This is a genomic window from Paracoccus gahaiensis, from assembly GCF_005048225.1.
GTDB classification, from domain to species: Bacteria; Pseudomonadota; Alphaproteobacteria; order Rhodobacterales; family Rhodobacteraceae; genus Paracoccus; species Paracoccus gahaiensis.
The window spans coordinates 135,137-155,219 of the sequence record NZ_SUNI01000006.1 but is presented as its reverse complement, the minus strand read 5'-3'; the positions used below and the strand labels follow the sequence as shown (position 1 = coordinate 155,219).

At 69.5% G+C, this 20,083-nt stretch carries 24 protein-coding genes; 15 read left to right on the top strand and 9 right to left on the bottom strand.

The window, feature by feature from the left end:
- Window positions 1–36: 36 nt before the first annotated feature.
- The gene (locus FA743_RS09460) at window positions 37–486 is read left to right on the top strand and encodes a ferritin-like domain-containing protein (RefSeq protein ID WP_136885864.1); all 450 of its coding nucleotides are present in this window, start codon (window positions 37–39) and stop codon (window positions 484–486) included.
- Window positions 487–701: 215 nt separating this feature from the next.
- Window positions 702–1,655, top strand: a complete 954-nt coding sequence (locus FA743_RS09455; RefSeq protein WP_136885863.1) for a hypothetical protein — start codon at window positions 702–704, stop codon at window positions 1,653–1,655.
- Window positions 1,656–1,761: 106 nt separating this feature from the next.
- On the opposite strand, the gene FA743_RS09450 is transcribed toward FA743_RS09455, so the two are convergent.
- Window positions 1,762–2,130 (bottom strand): response regulator, encoded by a 369-nt coding sequence (locus tag FA743_RS09450; RefSeq protein WP_136885862.1) that lies wholly within the window; start codon window positions 2,128–2,130, stop codon window positions 1,762–1,764.
- 261 nt (window positions 2,131–2,391) lie between these two features.
- On the opposite strand from FA743_RS09450, the gene FA743_RS09445 reads away from it, so the two are divergent.
- Both FA743_RS09445 and FA743_RS09440 read left to right on the top strand, forming a co-directional pair.
- The gene (locus FA743_RS09445; RefSeq protein WP_136885861.1) at window positions 2,392–4,284 is read left to right on the top strand and encodes a PAS domain S-box protein; all 1,893 of its coding nucleotides are present in this window, start codon (window positions 2,392–2,394) and stop codon (window positions 4,282–4,284) included.
- On the top strand, window positions 4,281–4,700 hold the full coding sequence (locus tag FA743_RS09440; protein ID WP_136885860.1) for a response regulator: 420 nt from the start codon (window positions 4,281–4,283) through the stop codon (window positions 4,698–4,700). Before FA743_RS09445 ends, FA743_RS09440 begins: the two co-directional genes overlap by 4 nt.
- Here the strand turns inward: FA743_RS09440 and FA743_RS09435 are convergent.
- The 3 genes from FA743_RS09435 to FA743_RS09425 all read right to left on the bottom strand — a co-directional run bounded on the left by FA743_RS09435 (window position 4,666) and on the right by FA743_RS09425 (window position 6,599).
- Window positions 4,666–5,394 carry a Crp/Fnr family transcriptional regulator gene (locus FA743_RS09435; RefSeq protein ID WP_246054909.1) on the bottom strand — a complete coding sequence of 243 codons (729 nt, stop codon included), beginning with the start codon at window positions 5,392–5,394 and terminating at the stop codon, window positions 4,666–4,668. The two genes, FA743_RS09440 and FA743_RS09435, sit on opposite strands and share 35 nt — an antisense overlap.
- A 101-nt stretch (window positions 5,395–5,495) precedes the next feature.
- Complete coding sequence (locus FA743_RS09430) at window positions 5,496–5,936, bottom strand: sigma factor-like helix-turn-helix DNA-binding protein (RefSeq protein ID WP_136885858.1); 441 nt, start codon at window positions 5,934–5,936, stop codon at window positions 5,496–5,498.
- A 189-nt stretch (window positions 5,937–6,125) separates the two neighbouring features.
- The gene (locus FA743_RS09425) at window positions 6,126–6,599 is read right to left on the bottom strand and encodes a sigma-70 family RNA polymerase sigma factor (RefSeq protein ID WP_136885857.1); all 474 of its coding nucleotides are present in this window, start codon (window positions 6,597–6,599) and stop codon (window positions 6,126–6,128) included.
- A gap of 340 nt (window positions 6,600–6,939) precedes the next feature.
- Between FA743_RS09425 and FA743_RS20280 the strand changes: the two genes are divergently transcribed.
- The gene (locus FA743_RS20280) at window positions 6,940–7,107 is read left to right on the top strand and encodes a hypothetical protein (protein WP_169308830.1); all 168 of its coding nucleotides are present in this window, start codon (window positions 6,940–6,942) and stop codon (window positions 7,105–7,107) included.
- A 24-nt stretch (window positions 7,108–7,131) separates the two neighbouring features.
- Here FA743_RS20280 and FA743_RS09420 read toward each other — a convergent pair whose 3' ends face one another.
- Entirely contained in the window at window positions 7,132–7,515 is a 384-nt protein-coding gene (locus tag FA743_RS09420) for a DUF1622 domain-containing protein (RefSeq protein WP_169308829.1), read from the bottom strand.
- 272 nt (window positions 7,516–7,787) lie between these two features.
- Between FA743_RS09420 and FA743_RS09415 the strand changes: the two genes are divergently transcribed.
- Genes FA743_RS09415 through FA743_RS09405 form a run of 3 tightly spaced genes read left to right on the top strand, consistent with a single transcriptional unit; the run spans window position 7,788 to window position 9,847 of the window.
- Window positions 7,788–8,396, top strand: a complete 609-nt coding sequence (locus FA743_RS09415) for a hypothetical protein (RefSeq protein WP_136885855.1) — start codon at window positions 7,788–7,790, stop codon at window positions 8,394–8,396.
- Window positions 8,389–8,790: a phage holin family protein gene (locus FA743_RS09410; protein ID WP_136885854.1), complete on the top strand. Its 402-nt coding sequence runs from the start codon at window positions 8,389–8,391 to the stop codon at window positions 8,788–8,790. Before FA743_RS09415 ends, FA743_RS09410 begins: the two co-directional genes overlap by 8 nt.
- Window positions 8,780–9,847, top strand: coding sequence for a DUF3618 domain-containing protein (locus FA743_RS09405; RefSeq protein WP_136885853.1), 1,068 nt, complete (start codon window positions 8,780–8,782; stop codon window positions 9,845–9,847). Before FA743_RS09410 ends, FA743_RS09405 begins: the two co-directional genes overlap by 11 nt.
- A 110-nt stretch (window positions 9,848–9,957) precedes the next feature.
- Here FA743_RS09405 and FA743_RS09400 read toward each other — a convergent pair whose 3' ends face one another.
- Window positions 9,958–10,740 (bottom strand): inositol monophosphatase family protein, encoded by a 783-nt coding sequence (locus FA743_RS09400; RefSeq protein ID WP_136885852.1) that lies wholly within the window; start codon window positions 10,738–10,740, stop codon window positions 9,958–9,960.
- 154 nt (window positions 10,741–10,894) lie between these two features.
- On the opposite strand from FA743_RS09400, the gene FA743_RS20600 reads away from it, so the two are divergent.
- From FA743_RS20600 to FA743_RS09370, 7 genes are all read left to right on the top strand, one after another.
- Window positions 10,895–11,242: a hypothetical protein gene (locus tag FA743_RS20600; protein WP_246054908.1), complete on the top strand. Its 348-nt coding sequence runs from the start codon at window positions 10,895–10,897 to the stop codon at window positions 11,240–11,242.
- The gene (locus FA743_RS20595) at window positions 11,212–11,790 is read left to right on the top strand and encodes an EamA family transporter (RefSeq protein WP_246054907.1); all 579 of its coding nucleotides are present in this window, start codon (window positions 11,212–11,214) and stop codon (window positions 11,788–11,790) included. Before FA743_RS20600 ends, FA743_RS20595 begins: the two co-directional genes overlap by 31 nt.
- A gap of 81 nt (window positions 11,791–11,871) precedes the next feature.
- Window positions 11,872–13,275 carry an FAD-binding oxidoreductase gene (locus FA743_RS09390; protein WP_136885851.1) on the top strand — a complete coding sequence of 468 codons (1,404 nt, stop codon included), beginning with the start codon at window positions 11,872–11,874 and terminating at the stop codon, window positions 13,273–13,275.
- Complete coding sequence (locus tag FA743_RS09385; protein ID WP_136885850.1) at window positions 13,259–14,290, top strand: histone deacetylase family protein; 1,032 nt, start codon at window positions 13,259–13,261, stop codon at window positions 14,288–14,290. Before FA743_RS09390 ends, FA743_RS09385 begins: the two co-directional genes overlap by 17 nt.
- Window positions 14,291–14,404: 114 nt before the next feature.
- The gene (locus tag FA743_RS09380; RefSeq protein WP_136885849.1) at window positions 14,405–15,412 is read left to right on the top strand and encodes an ABC transporter substrate-binding protein; all 1,008 of its coding nucleotides are present in this window, start codon (window positions 14,405–14,407) and stop codon (window positions 15,410–15,412) included.
- 9 nt (window positions 15,413–15,421) lie between these two features.
- Window positions 15,422–16,210 (top strand): ABC transporter ATP-binding protein, encoded by a 789-nt coding sequence (locus tag FA743_RS09375; protein WP_136885848.1) that lies wholly within the window; start codon window positions 15,422–15,424, stop codon window positions 16,208–16,210.
- Window positions 16,207–16,968: an ABC transporter permease gene (locus tag FA743_RS09370; protein ID WP_136885847.1), complete on the top strand. Its 762-nt coding sequence runs from the start codon at window positions 16,207–16,209 to the stop codon at window positions 16,966–16,968. The genes FA743_RS09375 and FA743_RS09370 overlap by 4 nt, the downstream gene beginning before the upstream one ends.
- A gap of 67 nt (window positions 16,969–17,035) precedes the next feature.
- Here the strand turns inward: FA743_RS09370 and FA743_RS09365 are convergent, their stop codons facing one another.
- The 3 genes from FA743_RS09365 to FA743_RS09355 all read right to left on the bottom strand — a co-directional run bounded on the left by FA743_RS09365 (window position 17,036) and on the right by FA743_RS09355 (window position 20,083).
- Window positions 17,036–17,860: a manganese catalase family protein gene (locus FA743_RS09365; RefSeq protein ID WP_136885846.1), complete on the bottom strand. Its 825-nt coding sequence runs from the start codon at window positions 17,858–17,860 to the stop codon at window positions 17,036–17,038.
- Between the two features lie 159 nt (window positions 17,861–18,019).
- Window positions 18,020–18,997, bottom strand: coding sequence for a GGDEF domain-containing protein (locus FA743_RS09360; RefSeq protein WP_136885845.1), 978 nt, complete (start codon window positions 18,995–18,997; stop codon window positions 18,020–18,022).
- Between the two features lie 84 nt (window positions 18,998–19,081).
- Entirely contained in the window at window positions 19,082–20,083 is a 1,002-nt protein-coding gene (locus FA743_RS09355) for an ABC transporter ATP-binding protein (protein WP_136885844.1), read from the bottom strand.

Here is a 20,083-nt window from a genome sequence, read left to right as displayed (position 1 = left end):
CCGGACAGGTCGGTCTTGCGAACAAGGAGACGACCCATGGCAACCACCGTCGGAACCGAAGACCGGATCACGGATCTTGTCACCAACCTGATCCTGCTGGAGCGCGACGCGATCGCGGCCTATGAATCCACCATCTCGCGCCTGTCGGACCCGATCCTGGCCGCGCAGGTCGAGGCCTTCCGCCAGGATCACCTGCAGCATCTGGACGTCCTGAACGAGATCGCCGCCGAGACCGGGGCCGAGGCGCCGCTGGAGGGCGACATGAAGCAGATGCTGACCACCGGCAAGGTCGCGCTGGCCGGGCTTCTGGGCGACAGCACGATCCTCAAGGCGATGCGCACGAACGAGGAGGACACCGTCACCGCCTATGAGCGCGCCTCGACCCATGCCGACGCGCTGCCGAAATCGGTGGCCTTCTTCCGCAAGGCGCTGGCCGACGAGCAGCGCCACCGGGACTGGATGATCGGCGCCTCCGAAACCGCCTGATCCCAGATCTTGCAGACCGTCCGACGGGACCGGCGCCTGGCAGGGCGCCGGTCCCTCTGCATGTGGGGCCAAGGCTCACGCCGGACCCGCGCGAACGTGACCGCCCCCGCCCCCGGATCGGGCCCGTCACGCCCCGGCCCCCGGAACATTCGCCCCTGCCCCCGGTTGGACCTTCACACCGCCCGGACGGGCGCATCTGAGTGAAGGAACACGACATGGCACGACATCTGATGCAGACCAACACCGCGGCCCTTCTGGCCGTGGCCCTTGCCGGCCCGGCCTGGGCGCAGGGTACGGCGGCCCCCTCCGAGGCCCCCTTGGACAGGGGTCAGGCCGAGCAGGAACTGGGCGGCGGCGCCGGGGCGGCGGGCTCGGTCGTGGGCGGCGACGGCGCGCAGCCGGTCGAGAACGAGGGGGCGGCCCGGGTCGATCCGCCCGAGGCCGAGCTTCCCGATGCCGGCGCGGAGATGCCCGAAGCCGGAACCGAGGCGGACGCCGGGGCCGAGATGCAGTCCGGCACGGAGATGGAGACCGAGGGCGACGCCGACACGACCGGGGGCATGGCACCCGAAGGGGCCGAGGGCACCCAGCCCACCATCACCGGCAGCGGCCAGAACACCGGCTCGGCCGAGGACTCGGGCGGTTCGGCCGAACCCGATGCCCTGACCCGCACCCGTCTGGCCGAGGACCTGCGCGAGGGCCAGATCGGCCAGGACGTGGTCGAGACGCTGGACACCACCACCCGCCTGCAGATCCTGCCGCTGAGCGAGGTCGACGAGACGGGCGGCGCCTCGATGGCCACCGCCGAGGAATCCAATCCGCCGATGACCGGCGGTCGCACCACGAACGAGACGGTCGAGGATTCGGGCGGCGCGCCGGGCGCGGCCTCGGGCACGGCGGCGCAGGCATCCGGCAGCCCGGCGGGCATCTCGGAAGGGCTGGCCACGGGCAGCACGCAGACCGCCGGTACCTCGATGGGCACGCGCGGCGATCTGGACACGGCGATGGAGGAGGCCGGCGACAGCCGTCAGGCCCTGCAGGCCGCGATGCAGCAGAACCCCCGCATCGTCGAGGCGCTGGAGGCCGAGGACCGGGCCCCCGAGGACGTGATCGCCGTCTATGCGACCGAGAACGGCGTCGAGATCATCGTGGACGACCGCAGCGAGTGATCGCGGCGGGCATGGAACGGGCGGCGCGGAAAGCGCCGCCCGTTTGCATGTCCGGGGGGAAGGCAGGCATCGACGGCCCGGACCCCTTGCCCCGACACGGCGCCGCCTAGGAGGCGGCGCGGCGTGCGGCGGCCAGGTCCAGCACCGCATCGACGCATTCGCCGCCGATGAACGGCTTCACGAAATGCGGGACGTCGGCAAAGCGTTCGGGCAGGTCCTCGGGCTCGTAGCCGGTGGCGAAGATGAACGGGATCTGCGCCTTGCGCATGAGGTCCGCCAGCGGAAAGACCTCGTCGAAGCGCAGCTGGATGTCCAGGATCGCGACATCCGGCGGCTCGGCGCTTTCGATGAACTGGACGGCCTTCTCGATCGAGCTGATCGGGCCGAGGACGATGGCGCGGCGATCGCGGGCCTCGTTGGCCAGATGCATCGCGGTCCAGTACTCGTCTTCGACGATCATGATTCGGTACATCATGTGTTTTTCACCCCTCCGGGATCGCAAACCAGAAGCCGAGGCGGCATCCGCCCCGACCGACATGCGCAAATCCGGGTCCCCTGGATCTATCACGAACCGACATGACTGCCGGTCCGACGGACTTAGACATATAGATTTGCACATTTGTTGCAGGTACGCATCTACAATCTGGCATGAATCGAACTATTACGTTTTGCTATCCCAAGTTGCCTATGATTGCATAGACTGCAAGATGAATCCCACAGCGAGGTCCTGCCCTCCATGACCGAAGACGACATCATCGGGATCTATGCGGCACGCCAGAAAACGCTGGCGGATTTCGGGGATTTCGCGGCCCGGCACGACGATCTGGACAAGATGCTGCACGAGGCCTGCCGGCTGGTCGCCCAGGCTTTGGGCACCCGCCGCGCCAAGGTGCTGGAATTGCAGGAAGGTGGCGGCCAGATGTTCCTGCGCGCGGGGATCGGCTGGAATCCCGACGTCGTGGGCCGGGTCCGCATCCCCATGACCGAGCATTCGTCCGAGAGCTATTCGATCAAATGCGGGCACCCCGTGACCAGCCCGGACATCGCAGAGGAGACCCGGTTCGAGGTGCCGCAGTTCATGCGCGACGAGGGCGTGGTGGCGCTGGCCAATGTGCCGATCCTGCTGCCCGGCGGCATCGTCTATGGCCTGCTGCAGGTCGACGACACGAAGCCGCACCGCTTCGCGGATCACGACATCCAGTTCCTGCGCACCTACAGCGCCGTCATGGGACCGCTGATCGACCGGCTGCTGAAGGCGAATGCCCTGCGCGAATCGGAAGAGCGCTTTCGCCTGACGGTCGAATCGGTCACCGACCACGCGATCTTCGTCACCGATCCCGACGACATCATCACCGACTGGCTGCCCGGCGCGCAGGCGGTGTTCGGCTGGACGGCGGCCGAGGCGGTCGGTCGGCCCGGCGCGCTGGTCGCCACCGCCGAGGACCGCCAGACCGGCCAGCCCTGCACCCAGACCCAGGCCGCCGCCCGCGACGGCTCGGCGCCGATCACGCGCCCCCATCAGCGCAAGGACGGCGCGCAGGTCTTCATCGAGGGCGCGGTCCGCGCGCTGCGCGACCCCGGGGGCCGGCTGACGGGCTTCGTCCGGATCGGGCGGGATGTGACCGAGCGCCACAAGGCCGACGCCTCGCTGCGCACCCTGATGGAGGGCATCCCGCAGCTGGTCTGGCGGTCGCTGGATCGCGGCGACTGGATCTGGACCAGCCCGCAATGGATCTCGTTCACCGGCCAGTCGTCCGGACAGGCGCGCGGATGGGGCTGGCTGGAGGCCGTCCATCCCGAGGACCGTGACCGCGTGATGCTGGCCTGGGATCAGGCGCACGCCCGGGGCGGGCTGGACACCGAGTTCCGCATCCGGCGCGCGGCGGACGGCGCCCATCTGTGGCACCGCACCCGGTCCGCCCCCGTGCGCGACGCGGCGGGCCGCATCACCGAATGGCTGGGCACCTCGACCGATGTGCAGACGCAGAGAGAGGCGCATGACCGCCAGAGCGTCCTTGTCGCCGAACTGCAGCACCGCACCCGCAACCTGATCAGCGTGGTCCGCTCCATCGCGACGCAGACCATGGCGGGGACCGGCCCGACGCCGGCCTTCCTCGACCGCTTCAACGCCCGCCTGTCGGCGCTGTCGCGGGTGCAGGGCCTGCTGTCGCGCTCGGATCACGAGCCGATCACCCTGCCCGCCCTGCTGCGGCTGGAGCTGGACGCGCTTGGCGCGCGCGAGGGCAGCACCATCCGGCTGGACGGCGCCCCGGTGCGCATCCGCCCCTCGCTGGTGCAGACCCTGGCCCTGGGGCTGCATGAACTGGCCACCAATGCCCGAAAATACGGCGCCCTGTCCGGCGCGGGCGGCGTCCTGACGGTCCGCTGGCAGGTCGAGGAGGGGGCCACGGGCCGCCGCCTGGTGATCGACTGGCAGGAAGAGGGCATCCTGCACGACCCCGCCCAGGGCCAGGCGCCGGACAGCGGCTATGGCCGGCGCCTGATCGAGAAGGCCCTGCCCTACAGCCTGGGGGCGCTGACCACCTATCATCTGGGCGTCGACCGTCTGGACTGCCGCATCGACCTGCCGCTGGAACGGCCCGCCCTCGCCCCCGCGATGGCCTCGTGAGCGCGCCGGGTCTTGCAGGCCGGCACATCCTGCTGGTCGAGGACGATTACTTCGCCGCCGAGGATCTGGCGACCGCCCTCGATCTGGCCGGGGCGCGGGTCGTGGGCCCGGCGGCCAGCGTCGATCAGGCGCTGGACCTGATCGCGCGGACGTCACGGCTGGACGGCGCGGTGGTCGACATCAATCTGGGGGGTGCCATGTCCTATGACGTGGTGGACCGGCTGCGGGCGCAGGGCGTGCCGGTGATCTTCGCCTCGGGCTATGACCACCGGGCGATCGCCGCCGCCTATCGCGACGTTCCGCTGTGCGAGAAGCCCGTCGACCTGCAGCGCTGCGCCCGGCTGCTGTTCGGGGGCGACCGGGTTCCGGTCGCCCCCGGGATCAGCCGGCCAGGACCCACTCGGCGAGCGGACTGAGGTTGTCGTCCTGATGCAGGTAGTCGGGATCGAACTGCCCGTAATCGCGCAGGCCCGCCATGTCCGTCACCAGGATGCGCCGGTCCTGCTGGGCGATCAGGTCGCGCGACTTCAGCACCCCCAGCACCCGGTGCAGATGGACCGAGGTGATGCCTAGAACATCAGCCAGCTGCTGATGCCCAAGCGGCACCATGCGGTCCTGCCCCCGGCCCACGGCCTCCAGCCGCGCCAGGATCTCGCACAGCAGATGCGCGGCGCGGCGGTCCGCCCGGCGCCGGCCCAGACCCACCAGCCATTCGCGCAGGATCGCCTCGTCCACCAAGGTCGCCCACCACAAAGCCATCGACAGCTGCCGCGAATTCGATGTCATCTCGGCGACCTTGCGATGCGGGATATCGACGATCCGGCAATCCGACAAAGCCGAGATGTTGTGGTCCATCCTTCCCAGGATCGCGATGTGCAGGTCGCACAGATCGCCGGGCAGCAGCAGTCCCACGATGGCCCGGTCGCCATTGGGCAGCACCTTGTTGCGGCAGACGACGCCGTCCAGCACCAGATGGACGAAGCGCGGCGTGTCGCCCTGCTTGATGATGTCCTCGCCATGGGCCACCTCGTAGGAGCCCTCCACGAGGCCGTCCAGAAGATGCAGATCCGTCGCCGAGAGCCGGATCACCTGCCCCAACTTGCGTGCCAAGAGATTATCGATCGTTTGCCTCCGTTTCATCGCGGCCCTGTCGGTCGGCCGGGTCGCTTCCGAAGGAGAAACCCCCTGAAACCCGCGATGTTCCCGGCCGGTCAGGCGGACCCCATCGGCCTGTCGCCCATGCGCAGGCGGGCCAGGGCCAGCAGCCGCCCGATCGTTTCGGGGGCGACATCCATGATCCGCGCCGCATCCGCCTGCGTGCAGCCCATGAAGCGCACCAGGGTCAGGGCCTCGCGCTCGGCCGGGGGCAGCGTCATCAGCAGCGCCAGATCCTCCTGCCCCGGCACCTCCTTCGGGCAGGGCAGGTTCGAGGCGCGGTCCAGCATGCCGCTGCGATGCAGGTCGCGCAGGGTCGACAGCAGCCACATGAACCGGCAGGTCTCGTCCGACTGGCGCCGGGCCAGCTCGTCCGCCCGGTGCAGCGACCAGGCGACCAGCCCGTCGCCCGTCCCGGCATGGCCGCACAGCACGCGCGCATAAAGCCGCAGCGCGGGAACATAGGTTGTCAGATTGGAATCGGGTTGGGGAATCATCGGTCGCGCCTTCCTTCCAGTCGTCGGAAGACCATAAGAAACAACTTGAACGTGTCGTTCTAGAACATTTGTTTGCACAAGTTGAAAATCGAAAGAGATTTGCGATAAGTTAACTCTCTAGGCACAGTTCCGGAGCCGTGTCGGGCGACAGGCTTTCAGCCCCTGCCAGGTCCGAGGCCCGCCTCAAGGTCAGAACTCGGGTTCCAGCGCCTTGCGCAGCAGGCCCCGCGCGCGATTCACGCGGCTTTTCACCGTGCCGATGTCGCAGTCCATCACCTCGGCGGCGCGGATATAGCTTTCCCCCAGGACCGAGACCAGCACCAGCGCCTCGCGGTAATGGGCCGGTATCCTCTCGAGCTGGTCGCAGAGCTCGCGGTGGCGCAGATACCATTCCTGCCCCGGCTGCGAGATGGGCGACCCCGAAACGCAATCCGCCCCTCCGGTCCGCTCGCGCGCCGATTTCTTGACAGTGGTGTAGAAGCGGTTGCGCATGATGGTGAACAGCCAAGCCCGCATATGACTGCCGGGCTTGTAGCGGTCCGCATATTCGATGGCCCTCAGAAGGGTCTCCTGAACCAGATCGTCGGCATCATGCGCCCGCCCGCACAAGGATCGCGCATAGGCGCGCAAGGCGGGGATGTATTCCATGATATTGTCGGACATGCCTGCGGCGCCCCTTTGGGTATGTGCTGCCAGACCAAACCGGAACGGTCGCCGCAGGGTTCCATCCCGGTCCGCATCCCTGCCCGACGCGGCCCCGCTCAGGCCGGATCCCGCCGATGCCGGGGGGTCCGCAGGGCGGGACCGGGAACATCGAACGGGCGGGCCGGTTGCAGGCCCCTCATCCGCAGCGGCCCGGACGCCGATGCGTCTGCGGTCCCGCTGCGGTGCAAACCCCGAAGGACCAACCACAATGTGACATGATCTGCCCGTGCACCGATGTTATAGGGCGTGACAGACGGCGGGACGCGTGCGACCAGACGGAAAAAGGACAGCCGGGGACATGATGACCGATCACGACAAGACTTCGCCTGCGGATCCGCATCTGGACCGCGCCATGCAGGACCTCATGTCCGAGGTCGCCCGCGAGGACATTCCCCCGCGCCTTCGCGAGCTGGCCCTGCGCCTGCAAGAGGCCCTGGCCCGCGCCCGCGAGGCCGACCACGGCTGAGGGGTCCCGCCCCATCTCGTCCCGTCACGCCTTCTCCAGCGCCCGCATCTCGTATTCCAGGCTCATCGAGATGAAGGACCGGATCAGCACCAGCCCGCCCAGCAGCAGGATGTTGTCGAAGCTGAGGTGAAGCACGGTGCGGATCAGGTCCGCCACGATCAGAACCTCCAGCGCCGACAGGATATGCCGGCCAAGCGCCAGCCGCCCCCGGTTCAGCTGATGATCCCGGTCATGGGCCTCGCGCCGCAGCACCTCGCCCGACAGGAACCAGCTCAGGAACCGCACGATCCCCAGGATCAGGATGGCGACCGCGAACAGTTCGATCAGCACCACCAGCCATTCCAGCGGCATGGCCAGCCGCCCCAGATGCTCGGACAGCGAAAACACGACCTGATCGTCCGTCTGCATGCCCCGGCCCCTCCTCGTCCTGAAATTCCCCGCGCCAACGCCCCCGCCCCCGCGAAGTTGCACGCGCGCCCGCAGCCCCTGCCGTCCCATTCATCTTGGCGCAAATATCCTGCGGGGGTGCGGGGGTGCACAACCCCCGCTCCGGCCCCGCCACCGGACCCCCATTGGAACATTTCGCCCCTTCGCCGGTTCAGCGCCCCATCCAGACCCGAGGGACGCGCCGGATCGACCCGCCGGCGCGCCCCCGGGCCCCAAGACCGAGGAGATGCCAGATGACCACCGACGACACCCACAGCCGAGGGACGGCCGCATCCGCGACGGACGGCCTCGCCTCCCAGGCCACGGACCAGGCCGCGCGCCTTGCCGGCAGCGTCAAGGACGAGGTCACGCGCCGCGAGCAGGACCTGCGCTCAGGCCTGGCCGAACGCGCCGAAAGCGTGGCCGCGGGCCTGCGCAAGGCCGGGTCCGAGATCGACCCCGACTCGCCCATCGCCACGATGTTCGATCGTGCCGCCGACAGCGTCAGCAGCGCGGCGGGCAGCCTGACCTCCACCGATCCCGCCCAGATGGTCGAGGATGTGCGCGGCTTCGCCCGCCGCCAGCCGGGCGCCTTCCTGGGCCTCTCGGCGCTGGCGGGCTTTGCCGCCATCCGCTTCCTGCGCGCCGGTGCCACGCCCTCGACGCCACCCGCCAACACCAGCGGCTTCGGAACCTCCGAGATGATCCGCCGCGCGCCCTCGGGCGACAGCGCCCGGGTCAGCCCCGCAGGCACCGCCTCGACCTCGGCCACCCCCGGCACGACCCCCGATGCCGCCCGCCCGGTGCCGACCGGCGCCGCGTCCCCCACGGGCCTGCCCGGCAAGGGAGGAACCCATGACTGATCCCGTCCGCCCGCAGAACCCCGCGGCGCTCGCCGCCGACGCCCTCCGCCTCTCGGGCGATCTGGTCCGCAAGGAGATCACCCTGGCCAAGGCCGAGATGCGCCAGAACCTCGGCCGCGCCGGCGCCGGTCTGGGCATGATCGTCGCCGCCGCCGTCTTGGGCATCGTCACCCTGAACGTGCTGACCGTGGCCCTGGTCGCCGCCCTGGCCGAAACCGATCTGGGCCCGATCTGGAGCGCGGTGATTGTGGGCGTGGTCCTGGCGATCCTCGCCTATGTCCTGCTGCGCAAGGGCATGGCCGATCTGGCGCCCGAGAACCTCATGCCGACGCGCACGGTCGAAAACGTCCAGCGCGATGCCAGCGCGGTGAAGGAAGCCTATCATGACGCATGACACTGACACCCCCGACCATATCGAACACGAGATCGAGAAGGACCGCGAGGCTTTGCGCCGCACCCTGGACGACCTGCAGGGCGAGCTGTCGCTGGACGGACTGTCGCGCCGCCTGACCGGCTCGGTCCGCCAGAACGGCGCGGACTGGGCCGAGGCGGCCAGCACCGCCGCCCGCGCCAATCCCGTGGCCCTGGGCCTGACCGGCATCGGGCTGGCCTGGCTGATCTTCGGGCGCGGCCATGACCCGGTGCATCGTCTCGGCCAGTCGTCGGACGACCGACCGGTGCGTCCCGACCGCGCCCCGGCCGTGTCGCCCCGACCCGCCGCGCCGGCCCCGGCCCGCGCGCCCCGGCCCGTGGCCCCGCCTCCGGGCTGGGCCTCGGACCATGGCCCGGCGACGACCGGCACAGCCTCCGGTCAGACCACCGGACCCAGCAAGGAGCATGGCATGATGGACAGGACGAAAGAGACGGCAAGCCACCTGCGCGACCGCCTGAGCGACGGCACCTCCGGCCTGGGCGATCAGGCCCGCCATTTGCGCGACCGCCTGAGCGAAGGCACCGAGGGACTGGGCGACGAGGCCCGCCGCCGGGTCGAGACCGCGCGCCACAAGGCGCTGGATGCCAGCGACGCCGCCCGCCGCCAGATGTCCCAGGCCAACCGCCAGGTCGCCCGCAGCTACGATTCCGAGCCGCTGCTGTTCGGCGCGCTGGCCCTGATCGGCGGCGCGGCCCTGGGCGCCCTGCTGCCGGGCACCCGGCGCGAGGACGAGCTGCTGGGCGAGTACCGCGACCAGCTCTTCGACGAGGCCGAAGCGGTCTATCACGAGGAAAAGAGCCGCGTGACCAATGCCGTCTCCGCGGGCCTCGACGAGGCCAAGTCCGCCGCCTCGGACGTGGTCGCCGCCGCCAAGGACGAGCTGACCGAGGACACCGCAGGCAAGGCGCCATCGGACGCCGGACCGTCGGGACGTCCCGCCGCCTCGGGCACGCCCAGCACCTTGGCAACGACCGGAGCGACGAAGACATCCGGTTCGACGGGAACGTCAACCGTCTGAGACGACTGCCCTCAAACCCCGGAAGGGCCCCGCCGTTGCGGGGCCTTTTCAGTTCGGGGCGCATTCCTCAGAAGGACATGCGATGACTACGCTGCGGGACAAGGCGCCGGTCAGACAGTCTGCAAGAGCCGATCCAGAACCTTGGCATGAAGTTCGGGGGAGGCGCTGGCGACGATGGCCCCTCGTGACGCCAGAGACAGGGGCTGCCCCCTCCAGTCGGTGATCCTGCCTCCGGCCTCCTGCACCACGGGGCACAGGGCGCAGATATCGTAGGCATCCAGATCGTCGCCGTTCAGGCAGATGTCGACCAGCCCTCGGGCAAGGGCGCCATAGGCCGGAGCGCCGCCATCGAAGACCCGCACATGCCCGGTCGAACGCAGGCTGTCGTAGCCCGGGACACTCTCCGTCCGGAAGCTGTCCGGGTTGGCCAGACTGATCACGCTTTTCGCCAGATCCCGGCACGCGCTGCTGCGCACGGAACGGCCCGCGAAGCGCGTGCCCTTCCCTTCCGCTGCAACATAGCGTGCACCCGGCACGGGCAGGTCAATGATCCCCAGGACCGGCAGGCCGTCTCTGCACAGGCTGATCAGCGACGCGAAATTCAAGAGCCCGGCCCCGAACTGGCGCGTTCCATCGATTGGGTCCAGCACCCAGGTGAAGGCACTGCTGCCAGTGTCGGAACCATATTCCTCGCCCAGAATGCCATGCGTTGGAAACTGCCGCCTGATCTGCTCCCGCCACCGCGCCTCGATGAGCAGGTCTGCCTCGGTCAGGGAAGAGCCATCCGGTTTCGAGGTCACGGCAGGATCGCCGCTCCAAACCTGGGCGGAGATCTCCGCCGCAATATCCGCAAGACCGAGCGCCGCCATCATGAGACAATCGAGATCGGACATCCTGCCCCTGGCAAAGGGGCCAGATAGCCTGCCGGTCGTGACATCCGGATGACGGCTCGGCGCTCAGGGCGACTCCACCCCGCCTCCCCCGCCACCCTTGCCCTCATTCCGCCCCGGCGCTACGCCCGACCGACCGCCTCGACCGGAGCCTTCGATGGAACCCTGGGTCCTCATCACCCTTGCCGCTGCGGCGGTGCAGACCCTGCGCTTCATGTTGCAGAAGGGGCTACGCGCGACGGGGCTGTCGACCGGCGGGGCGACCTATGCGCGGTTCGTCTTCGCGGCGCCGCTGGCAGGGGCGGCGCTGGCTGCGTTGCTGCTGGCCCGGGGCGAGGCGCTGCCGGCGCTGAGGCCGGCCTTCTGGCTGTGGGCGATGGCGGGGGGGCTGGCGCAGATCGTGGCGACGCTGGCCACGGTGGCGCTGTTCGCCACGCGCGCCTTTGCGGTGGGCATCGCTTCACCAAGACCGAGGTGCTGCTGGTCGCCGCCCTCTCGGCGCTGATCCTGTCCGAGCCGGTCTCGGCCGAGGGGCTGGCGGCGATGCTGGTGGGCACGGCGGGCGTCCTGCTGCTGTCACGCCCGGCGGGGGGCTGGGCCGCGCAGGGCGTGGACCGGCGCGCGCTGCTGCTGGGGCTGACGGCGGGCGGGCTGTTCGGCCTGTCGGCCATCGGCTATCGCGCGGCCACCCTGCAGGTCGATCACCCGCAGGCGCTGACCCGCGCGCTGGTGGCGCTGGTCGCGGCGACCGGGTTCCAGACGGCGGTGATGACCCTGTGGCTGGCGCTGCGCGAACCGGGCGAGCTGTCCCGCGTCGCCCGGCGCTGGCGGGCGGTGCTGCCGGTGGGGGTGACCGGGGTGCTGGGCAGCCTTGGCTGGTTCACCGCCTTCGCGCTGCAGAACGCCGCCTATGTCCGCAGCCTGGGGCAGGTCGAGCTGATCTTCTCGATCCTGGCCTCGGTCGTGGTCTTTCGCGAACGGCTGCGGCTGTGGGAACTGGCGGGCATGGCCCTGCTGGCGGCCTCGGTCGTGCTGATCATCTGGCGGATCTGAACCGGTCGCCCCATCCCTCTTCCGGTGCCCCGCGCGGGCCTGTAGGCTGACCCCACCGACGCCCTGCCCGAGGAAGACCCCATGACCGACCTGACCGCAGTCCTGTCCGACATCCTGGGGGCGCCGCATGTCCTGACCGGCGCGGACATGGCGCCCTGGACCTGCGACTGGACCGGACAGTATCGCGGCGAGCCCCTGGCCGTCGCCCGCCCCGCTGATCGCGATCAGGTGGCGGCGGTGCTGCGCCTGGCGGGTGCGCGGGGGCTGGCGGTGGTGCCGGTCTCGGGCAGGACCGGGCTGAATGGCGGGGCGATGGCCCAAGGCGCGATCGTGCTGTCGGTCGATCGGATGAACCGCATCCGCCAGATCAACCCGCGCTCGCGCATCGCGGTGGTCGAGGCGGGGGTGATCGTCGCCGCGCTGGATGCGGCGGCCGAGGATCACGGGCTGATGTTTCCCCTGGCCTTCGGGGCTTCGGGCTCGGCCCTGATCGGCGGCGTGCTGTCGACCAATGCGGGCGGCGCCAATGTGCTGCGCTATGGCAACACGCGCGATCTGTGCCTGGGGCTGGAGGTCGTTCTGGCCGACGGGCGGGTGCTGGACCTGATGCAGGCGCTGCACAAGAACAACTCGGGCTTCGACCTGCGCGACCTGATGATCGGGGCCGAGGGGCAGCTGGGCATCATCACCGCCGCCGTGATGAAGCTGCATCCCCGCCCGGCCGAGCGGGCGACGGCGATGGTCGCCATGGCCTCGCTGGATGCGGCCACCGATCTGCTGAACACCCTGCAGGATGCCTCGGGCGATGCGGTGGTGGCCTTCGAGTTCATGCCCCGCGCCTTCATCGAGGGGCATCTGGCGCTGCATCCCGAAGCGCGCGAGCCCTTCGACGCCCCCCATCCCGTCAACCTGCTGGTCGAGCTGGCCGCGACCCGCGCCGGCGATCTGGCCGGGACCTTCGAGCAGATCCTGACGACCCAGCTGGAGGCCGGCATCATCGCCGATGCCGTCATCGCCGCCAGCGAGGCGCAGCGCCGCGCGATGTGGGCCCGGCGCGAGGCCGCCGCCGAGATCTCCTTTGCCCGCCGCCCGGTGCTGGACACCGACATCGCCCTGCCCCGCGACGCGGTCGCCGATTTCCTGCGCCGGATCGAGCCGCTGCTGCGCGCCATCGACCCGGGCTGCGAGGTGCTGTCGGTCGCGCATCTGGGCGACGGCAACATCCACTACACCTGCTGGCCCTCGCGCGACGATGCGGGCCTGAAGGCCGCGCTGAGGGCGCAGATCGACGCGCTGGCGGTGGGGATGGAGGGCACCTTCTCGGCCGAGCATGGCGTCGGCATCTCGAAGCTGGCGCCGATGGCGCGGCACAAGGACCCCGTCGCGCTGGAGGTGATGCGCGCCATCAAGGCCGCGCTGGACCCCCAAGGCATCCTCAACCCCGGCAAGACCCTTCCAAGGACGCATCATGACCCTGATCTTTGACGACCGCCAGCGCCTGCACGATCCCCGCTTCCGGCTGGTGGACGGAAAGATCGGGCAGAACCCCGACCGCCCCGACCGGGTCGAGGCGCTGCTGGCCGGGGCCGCGCGTGCCGGGTTGCAGCCCGTCCCGCCCGTCGATCACGGCATGGCGCCGCTGGCCGCGATCCACACGCCGCGCTACCTGACCTATCTGCGCGGCATCCATGCCCGCCGCGCCGCCGAGGTGCCGGGCTTGGACGAGGTCGTGCCAAGCCGCATCGCGCCCGACCGGAACGTCCATTACGCGACCGGCACCGAGGCGCAGATCGGCTATCACAACGCCGACACCTCCTGCCCGGTCTCGGCCACCACCTGGGACGCGGTCTACTGGTCGGCGCAATCCGCCCTGACGGCGGCGGATGCGATCCTGCGGGGCGAGCGGTGGGCCTATGCGCTCTGCCGTCCCTCGGGGCATCATGCCTATCGCGAGGTGGCGGGGGGCTTCTGCTTTCTCAACAACACCGCCATCGCCGCGCAGCATCTGCGCGCGGCGGGGCACCGGCCCGCGATCCTGGACATCGACGTGCATCACGGCAACGGCACGCAGGGCATCTTCGAGGATCGCGACGACGTGCTGACCGTCTCGATCCATGTCGATCCGGCCGAGTTCTATCCCTTCTATGCGGGCGGCGCGCAGGAATGCGGGATCGGGCGGGGCATGGGCTATAATGTCAACCTGCCGCTGGCGCGGGGCACCGGCGACGCGGCCTATCTGCAGGCGCTGGCCGGGGCGATGGAGCAGATCTCGGCCTTCGGGGCCTCGGTGATCGTGGTGGCCCTGGGGCTGGACGCGCATGAGGGCGACCCATTCCAGGGGATGACCGTCACGACCGAGGGCTTCGCGCGGATCGCCGCGGCCATCGCGGGGGCGGGCCTGCCGGTCCTCAATGTGCAGGAGGGCGGCTATCTGCAGCCCGTGCTGGGCGACAATCTGGCCAGCTATCTGACCGGCCTGCGCGGCGGCGTGTCTGCCTGATTTCCGGGCAGACACCCGGACCGACGGCCCGGCCCCGTGCCCTGTCGCTTGACCGCCCCGGCGTTGCTGCCCAAAGTCGCGGCACCCATCGCCCGTCAGGAAGGTTGCCGACCCATGTTCCACCGCCCCCTCGCCCCGCTTGCCGCCACCCTGCTGATGACCGGGGCGGCGGCGGCCCAGACCTCGATGCCCTTCGCGCTGGACTGGCGCTTCGAAGGCCCCGCCGCGCCCTATTTCGTGGCCGTCGATCAGGGCCATTTCGAGGCCGAGGGGCTGGAGGTCGAGGTGACGGCGGGCGAGGGCTCGCTGGACGCGATCCCCAAGGTGGCGACCGGCGCCTTCCCGGTGGGCTTTGCCGACATCAACAGCCTGGTGCGGTTCCTGGACCAGAACCCCGGCGCCCCGGTGATCGCGGCGATGATGGTCTATGACAAGCCCGCCTTCGCGGTGATCGGGCGCAAGTCGCTTGGCGTCAGCGAACCCGCCGACCTGATGGACAAGGTCCTGGGCGCCCCGCCCCCGGACGGGGCCTGGGCGCAGTTCCCGATCTTCGCCGCCGAGAACGACCTGGACATGGACCGCATCACCATCGAGCCGGTGGGCTTTCCCACCCGCGAGCCGATGCTGGCCGAGGGCAAGGTGGCGGCGGTCACCGGGTTCTCGTTCACCTCCTATCTGAACACCATGCGGCTTGGCGTGGAGGGCGACGACCTGTCGGTGATCCTGATGGCCGATCACGGGGTGGACCTCTACGGCAATGCGGTGATCGTGAACACCGACTTTGCCGCCGAGAACCCCGAGGCCGTGACCGGCTTCCTGCGCGCCGTGGCCGCCGGATGGAAGGACACCGCCGCCGACCCCGAGGCCGCCATCGCGGCGCTCGGCTCGCGCAATCCGGGCATGGATGCGGACCTGGAACTGCAGCGCCTGACCCTGGCGATGGAGCAGAACGTGATGACCGAGTGGGTCATGGAGAACGGCATGGGCAATGTCGACCCGGACCGGCTGGCCAATGCGGTCGAACAGATCAAGCTGACCTACGAATTCCAGAACGACCCCGACCCCGCGCTCTATTTCAGCGATGCCTGGCTGCCCGAGGACGGCAGCCTGACGATGGAATAAGTCGGGCGCATGACCAACACCGTCGAGATCCGGCATGTGACCCATGCCTACAGGACGCCCAACGGCCCGCTGCCGGTTCTGGACAATCTGTCGCTGGCCATCCCCGAGGGCGCGTTCTGCGCCGTCGTCGGCCCCTCGGGCTGCGGGAAATCCACCCTGACGCGGCTGATCGCGGGGCTGATGAAGCCCGACCAAGGCGAGGTCTTCCTGCATGGCGAAGCCGTGCGCGGCCCACGCAGCACGGTGGGCATGGCCTTCCAGAACCCGGTCCTGCTGGAATGGCGGTCGATCCTGGACAACGTGATCCTGCCGCTGGAGATCGTGGCCCCGCGCATGCCGCGCCGCGACCGCGTGGCCCGCGCCCGCGAGCTGCTGGCGCTGGTCGGTCTGGAGGGGTTCGAGGACAAGCGCCCGTCCGAGCTGTCGGGCGGCATGCGCCAGCGCGCCTCGCTGTGCCGCGCCATCGTCCACAAGCCCGAGGTTCTGATCCTGGACGAGCCTTTCGGCGCGCTGGACGCCTTCACCCGCGAGGATCTGTGGCAGACCATGCACGCGCTGCGCCGGCAGGAGCCCTTCACCACCCTGCTGATCACCCATGACCTGCGGGAATCGCTGTTCCTGGCCGACGAGGTGGTCGTGCTGTCGGGCCGCCCGGCCACGGCGCAATACCGCATGGCCGTGCCCGGCGGCACCGCCCGCACGCTGGACGACCTCTACACCCCCGACGCGGCCGAACGTCTGAACCTGCTGCGCCACCAGATCCAGATCGCCCAGGGCCGGGCCGAGGTCCCCGCATGAGCCTGCGCCGCATCGCCATCCCTGTCCTGGCCATCCTGATCTTCCTCGGCCTGTGGGAGGCCTTGGTCTGGTGGAACCAGTGGCCCAACTATCGCATGGCCTCGCCCTCGGATCTGGGCCCGGCCTATATCCGCTATGCCGAGCTGTTCGTGGTGATGGGCTGGCAGACGCTGTGGCGCACCGTGGCGGGGCTGCTGCTGGCGGTGGTCTTCGGCACCGCGCTTGGCATGGTCATGGGCTTTTCGCGCACCATGCGCGACGCGCTCTACCCGCTGCTGGTCGGGTTCAACGCGGTGCCCAAGGCGACCGTGGTACCCATCGTAGCGCTGATGTTCGTGGGGGCGCATGACTTCAACACGGTGCTGATCGCCTTCATGATCAGCTTCTTCCCGATCGCCGTGTCGGTCTCGATCGGGCTGTCCACGCTGGAGCCGGAATATCGCGACATCCTGCGCTCGCTCGGCGCGTCCAAGCTGACGATCTTTCGCAAGATCGCCCTGCCCAAGACCTTGCCCGAGTTCTTCGGCGCGCTGAAAGTCTCGGTCACGCTGGCCTTCATCGGCACCAACCTGATGGAGATCGTCTCGCCCCACGGGCGCGGCCTGGGCGCGCTGTTCGACAGCGGGCGCACCAATTCGGACTATCCGCTGATGTTCGCCGTGCTGCTGGCCTTGGCCGGGCTGGGGATCGTCCTCTACTACATCGTGGTCGCGCTGGAACGGATCTTCGCCGGATGGGCCGACCGCAGCCCGACGTGACCCCGTAAAGGAAAGGGCGGGCCCGGCACTGCCGGACCCGCCCCCCGATCCTACCGCGACGGCAGGATCACATCTGTTCGGCCTGCGCGCCGCTGTTCGGCTTGGCCGCGCCCAGATCGGGCTTTTCGCCAAGCGCGCCGATCGGCTGCGTCACGAAGGTGCCCTTGCCGTCGATGGACGTGCCCTCGGACCAGCGACCCGGCGCGGGCGCGCTGCCATCCGCCTGGAAGCCCAGATAGGCATAGCTGAAGTCCTGGTTCTCCTGCTCCTGCGGGAAGCTGTTGGGGATCGGGAAGGCGCCCTGCGCGCCGCCCAGTTCCTCCAGCGCGGCCATCCACTGGTTCTGGTGCATGGTGTCACGGGCGATCAGATAGGACAGCATGTCCTTCATCCCGGCATCGGACGTCATGTTGTACAGGCGCACGGCCAAGATGCGGCCGGTCGATTCCGCCGCGATATTGGCGGTCATGTCGGCGGCGATGTTGCCGCTGGCATAGATGTGGGACATGTTGAACGGCACGCCGTCGCTGTCCACCGGCATGGCCGACAGGCCTGCCGACAGCAGGTTCTTGAGGTTCATGCCGCCCATCACGGCCTCGACCGCCTTGTCGCGGGCGCCCTCTTCCTGCAGGGACAGCGGCGCGCCTTCCAGGTTCAGCGCCACGGCGGTGGCCAGCATCTCGATATGGCCCAGTTCCTCGGCGGCGGTGTTCATCAAGAGGTCGCGGAAGCGGGCATCGCCGCGCGCGCCGCAGGCCTGGAAGAAATACTGCATGGCGACGCGGATCTCGCCCTCGACGCCACCGATGGCCTGCTGAAGGGCCCGGGCGAACAGGGGATCGGGGCTGTCGACGCGGACGGGGAATTGCAGCTTGTTGTCGGTATAGAACATGTCGGTCTCCGGTTTCAGGCATGCGGCAGCCCGGCGGAGAAGCCTGCCGGGCAATGACACGGCCGCGGGGGCATGGTGTCGGTCATCGGGCGCCAGAACCGGCGGAGGGGCGCTTTGTTCCCGCCTGAAAGACTCGGAGTTTCCCCGAAGGCCGCGCGGTCAGCAGGTGGCTTCGACCCCGCGTGCCAGCACCGTCCGGTCGCGCCCGTCATGCTTGGCCTCGTACAGCGCCAGGTCCGCACGCAGCAGCAGGGATGTCCGGTCGTCGGCGGGCGTGCGCACCGCCACCCCCAGGCTCAGCGTCACCGGGCGGCCCGTCTCGGCGATGACCTGCGCGCCGACATGCGCGCGGATCCGCTCGGCCAGGGCCATCGCATCGCGGCTGTCGGCCCCCGCCAGCACCAGCCCGAATTCCTCGCCGCCCAAGCGCCCGAAGGCGTCGCCCGAGCGCACCTGGCCCGCGATCGTCCGGGCGGTGGAGGTCAAAACAATATCGCCCACGGGATGGCCGAAGGTGTCGTTGATCGCCTTGAACATGTCCAGATCCAGCACCACCAGCGCGAAGGGATCGGGCGAGGCCAGCGCCCCGTCCAGCCGCTGCAGGAAGGCGCGGCGCGTCAGGGTGCCGGTCAGCTCGTCCTGTTGCGCGATCAGGCGCATCTCCAGCTGCGAGACGACCAGTTCGGAAAACCGCACCAGAATGTCCGCATCGGTGGCGGTGAACAGGCGCGGGGCGGTATGCAGCAGGCAGAGCGTGCCGACATTGTAGCCCTCGGGCGAGGTCAGGGGCACGCCCAGATAGGCGCGCATATGCGCCTCGCCCTGCACGAAGGGGCTGTCGCGGAAGCGCTCGTCCTCCAGCAGGTTGGGAACCGCCATCGGCTTCGCGGCCCGGATCGTATGGTCGCAGAAGGCGTCCTCGCGGCGGCATTCGGCCCGGGCCGCGCCCGCCGTCGCCATCATCCACAGCCGGTGCCGGTCGATCAGGTTGACCGAGGCCTGGCTGACCTGGAACACGTCGCGCGCCAGCCCCACGATCTGGGACAGTTCGGTCTCGGGTGCCGTGTCCAGCGCGTGATAGCGACTGAGCGCAGCCACACGACCCGCCTCGTCCTCCAGCTTCGCGTCGTCATACATCCACTCACCCCGCCGATGGCTTTCCCGATGGCACTCTGCGGACTTTCGGTCTGAACTACAAGGTTTACACAACCGGAAGGAGGGTCAGGCCCGCATCCTTTGCCCCTCTGCATTGAAATGGAACGCCCGTTCCAGATCGGGCGTCAGCCAGACAGGGCCGTCCACCGCGTGGTCATGCTCGCCGAACTGGCGCACGGTCAGCAGCCCATGCGCCTCGGTCTGGACATAGCTCAGCGTCTCGCCGCCCAAGCGCTCCAGATGGCTGACGCGCCCCGGGATCGTGCCCCCCTGCGCCGAGATCGCCAGATGCTCGGGCCGCACCCCCAGGCTGTCCGAGCGCAGGCCAAGCGCCCCGGCATCCAGGAAGTTCATCGCCGGGCTGCCGATGAAGCCCGCCACGAAGCGGTTGTCGGGATCGTTGTAGAGGTCCATGGGCGCCCCCACCTGCTCCACCCGGCCCGCGCGCAGCACGACGATCTTGTGGGCCAGCGTCATCGCCTCGACCTGATCATGGGTCACATAGATCATCGTCGCGCCCAGCTCGCGGTGCAGGCGCGCGATCTCGATCCGGGTGGCCACCCGCAGGGCGGCGTCGAGGTTGGACAGAGGCTCGTCGAACAGGAACAGCTTGGGGCGGCGCACGATGGCGCGGCCGATGGCCACCCGCTGACGCTGCCCGCCTGACAGATCGGCGGGGCGGCGGTCCAGCAGCGCCGTCAGGGACAGCATGTCGGCGGCGCGATCGGTCGAGGCCAGCACCTCGGCCTTGGGCGTGCCTGCCTGCCGCAGCGCCAGCCCCATGTTGTCCCGCACGCTCAGATGCGGGTAGAGCGCATAGGACTGGAAGACCATCGCGATCTCGCGCCGCGCCGGGGGCAGGTCGGTCACCTGCCGACCCCCGATGGCGATCTGCCCCGAGGTGACATCCTCCAGCCCCGCGATCATCCGGAGCAGCGTCGATTTCCCACAGCCCGAGGGGCCCACGAAGACGCAGAACTCGCCCGGCGCCACGGCCAGGTCGATGCCGTCGATCACCTGCGTGCGGCCGAACTTCTTGGTGACCTGGGTCAGGGTCAGGGCGTCCAT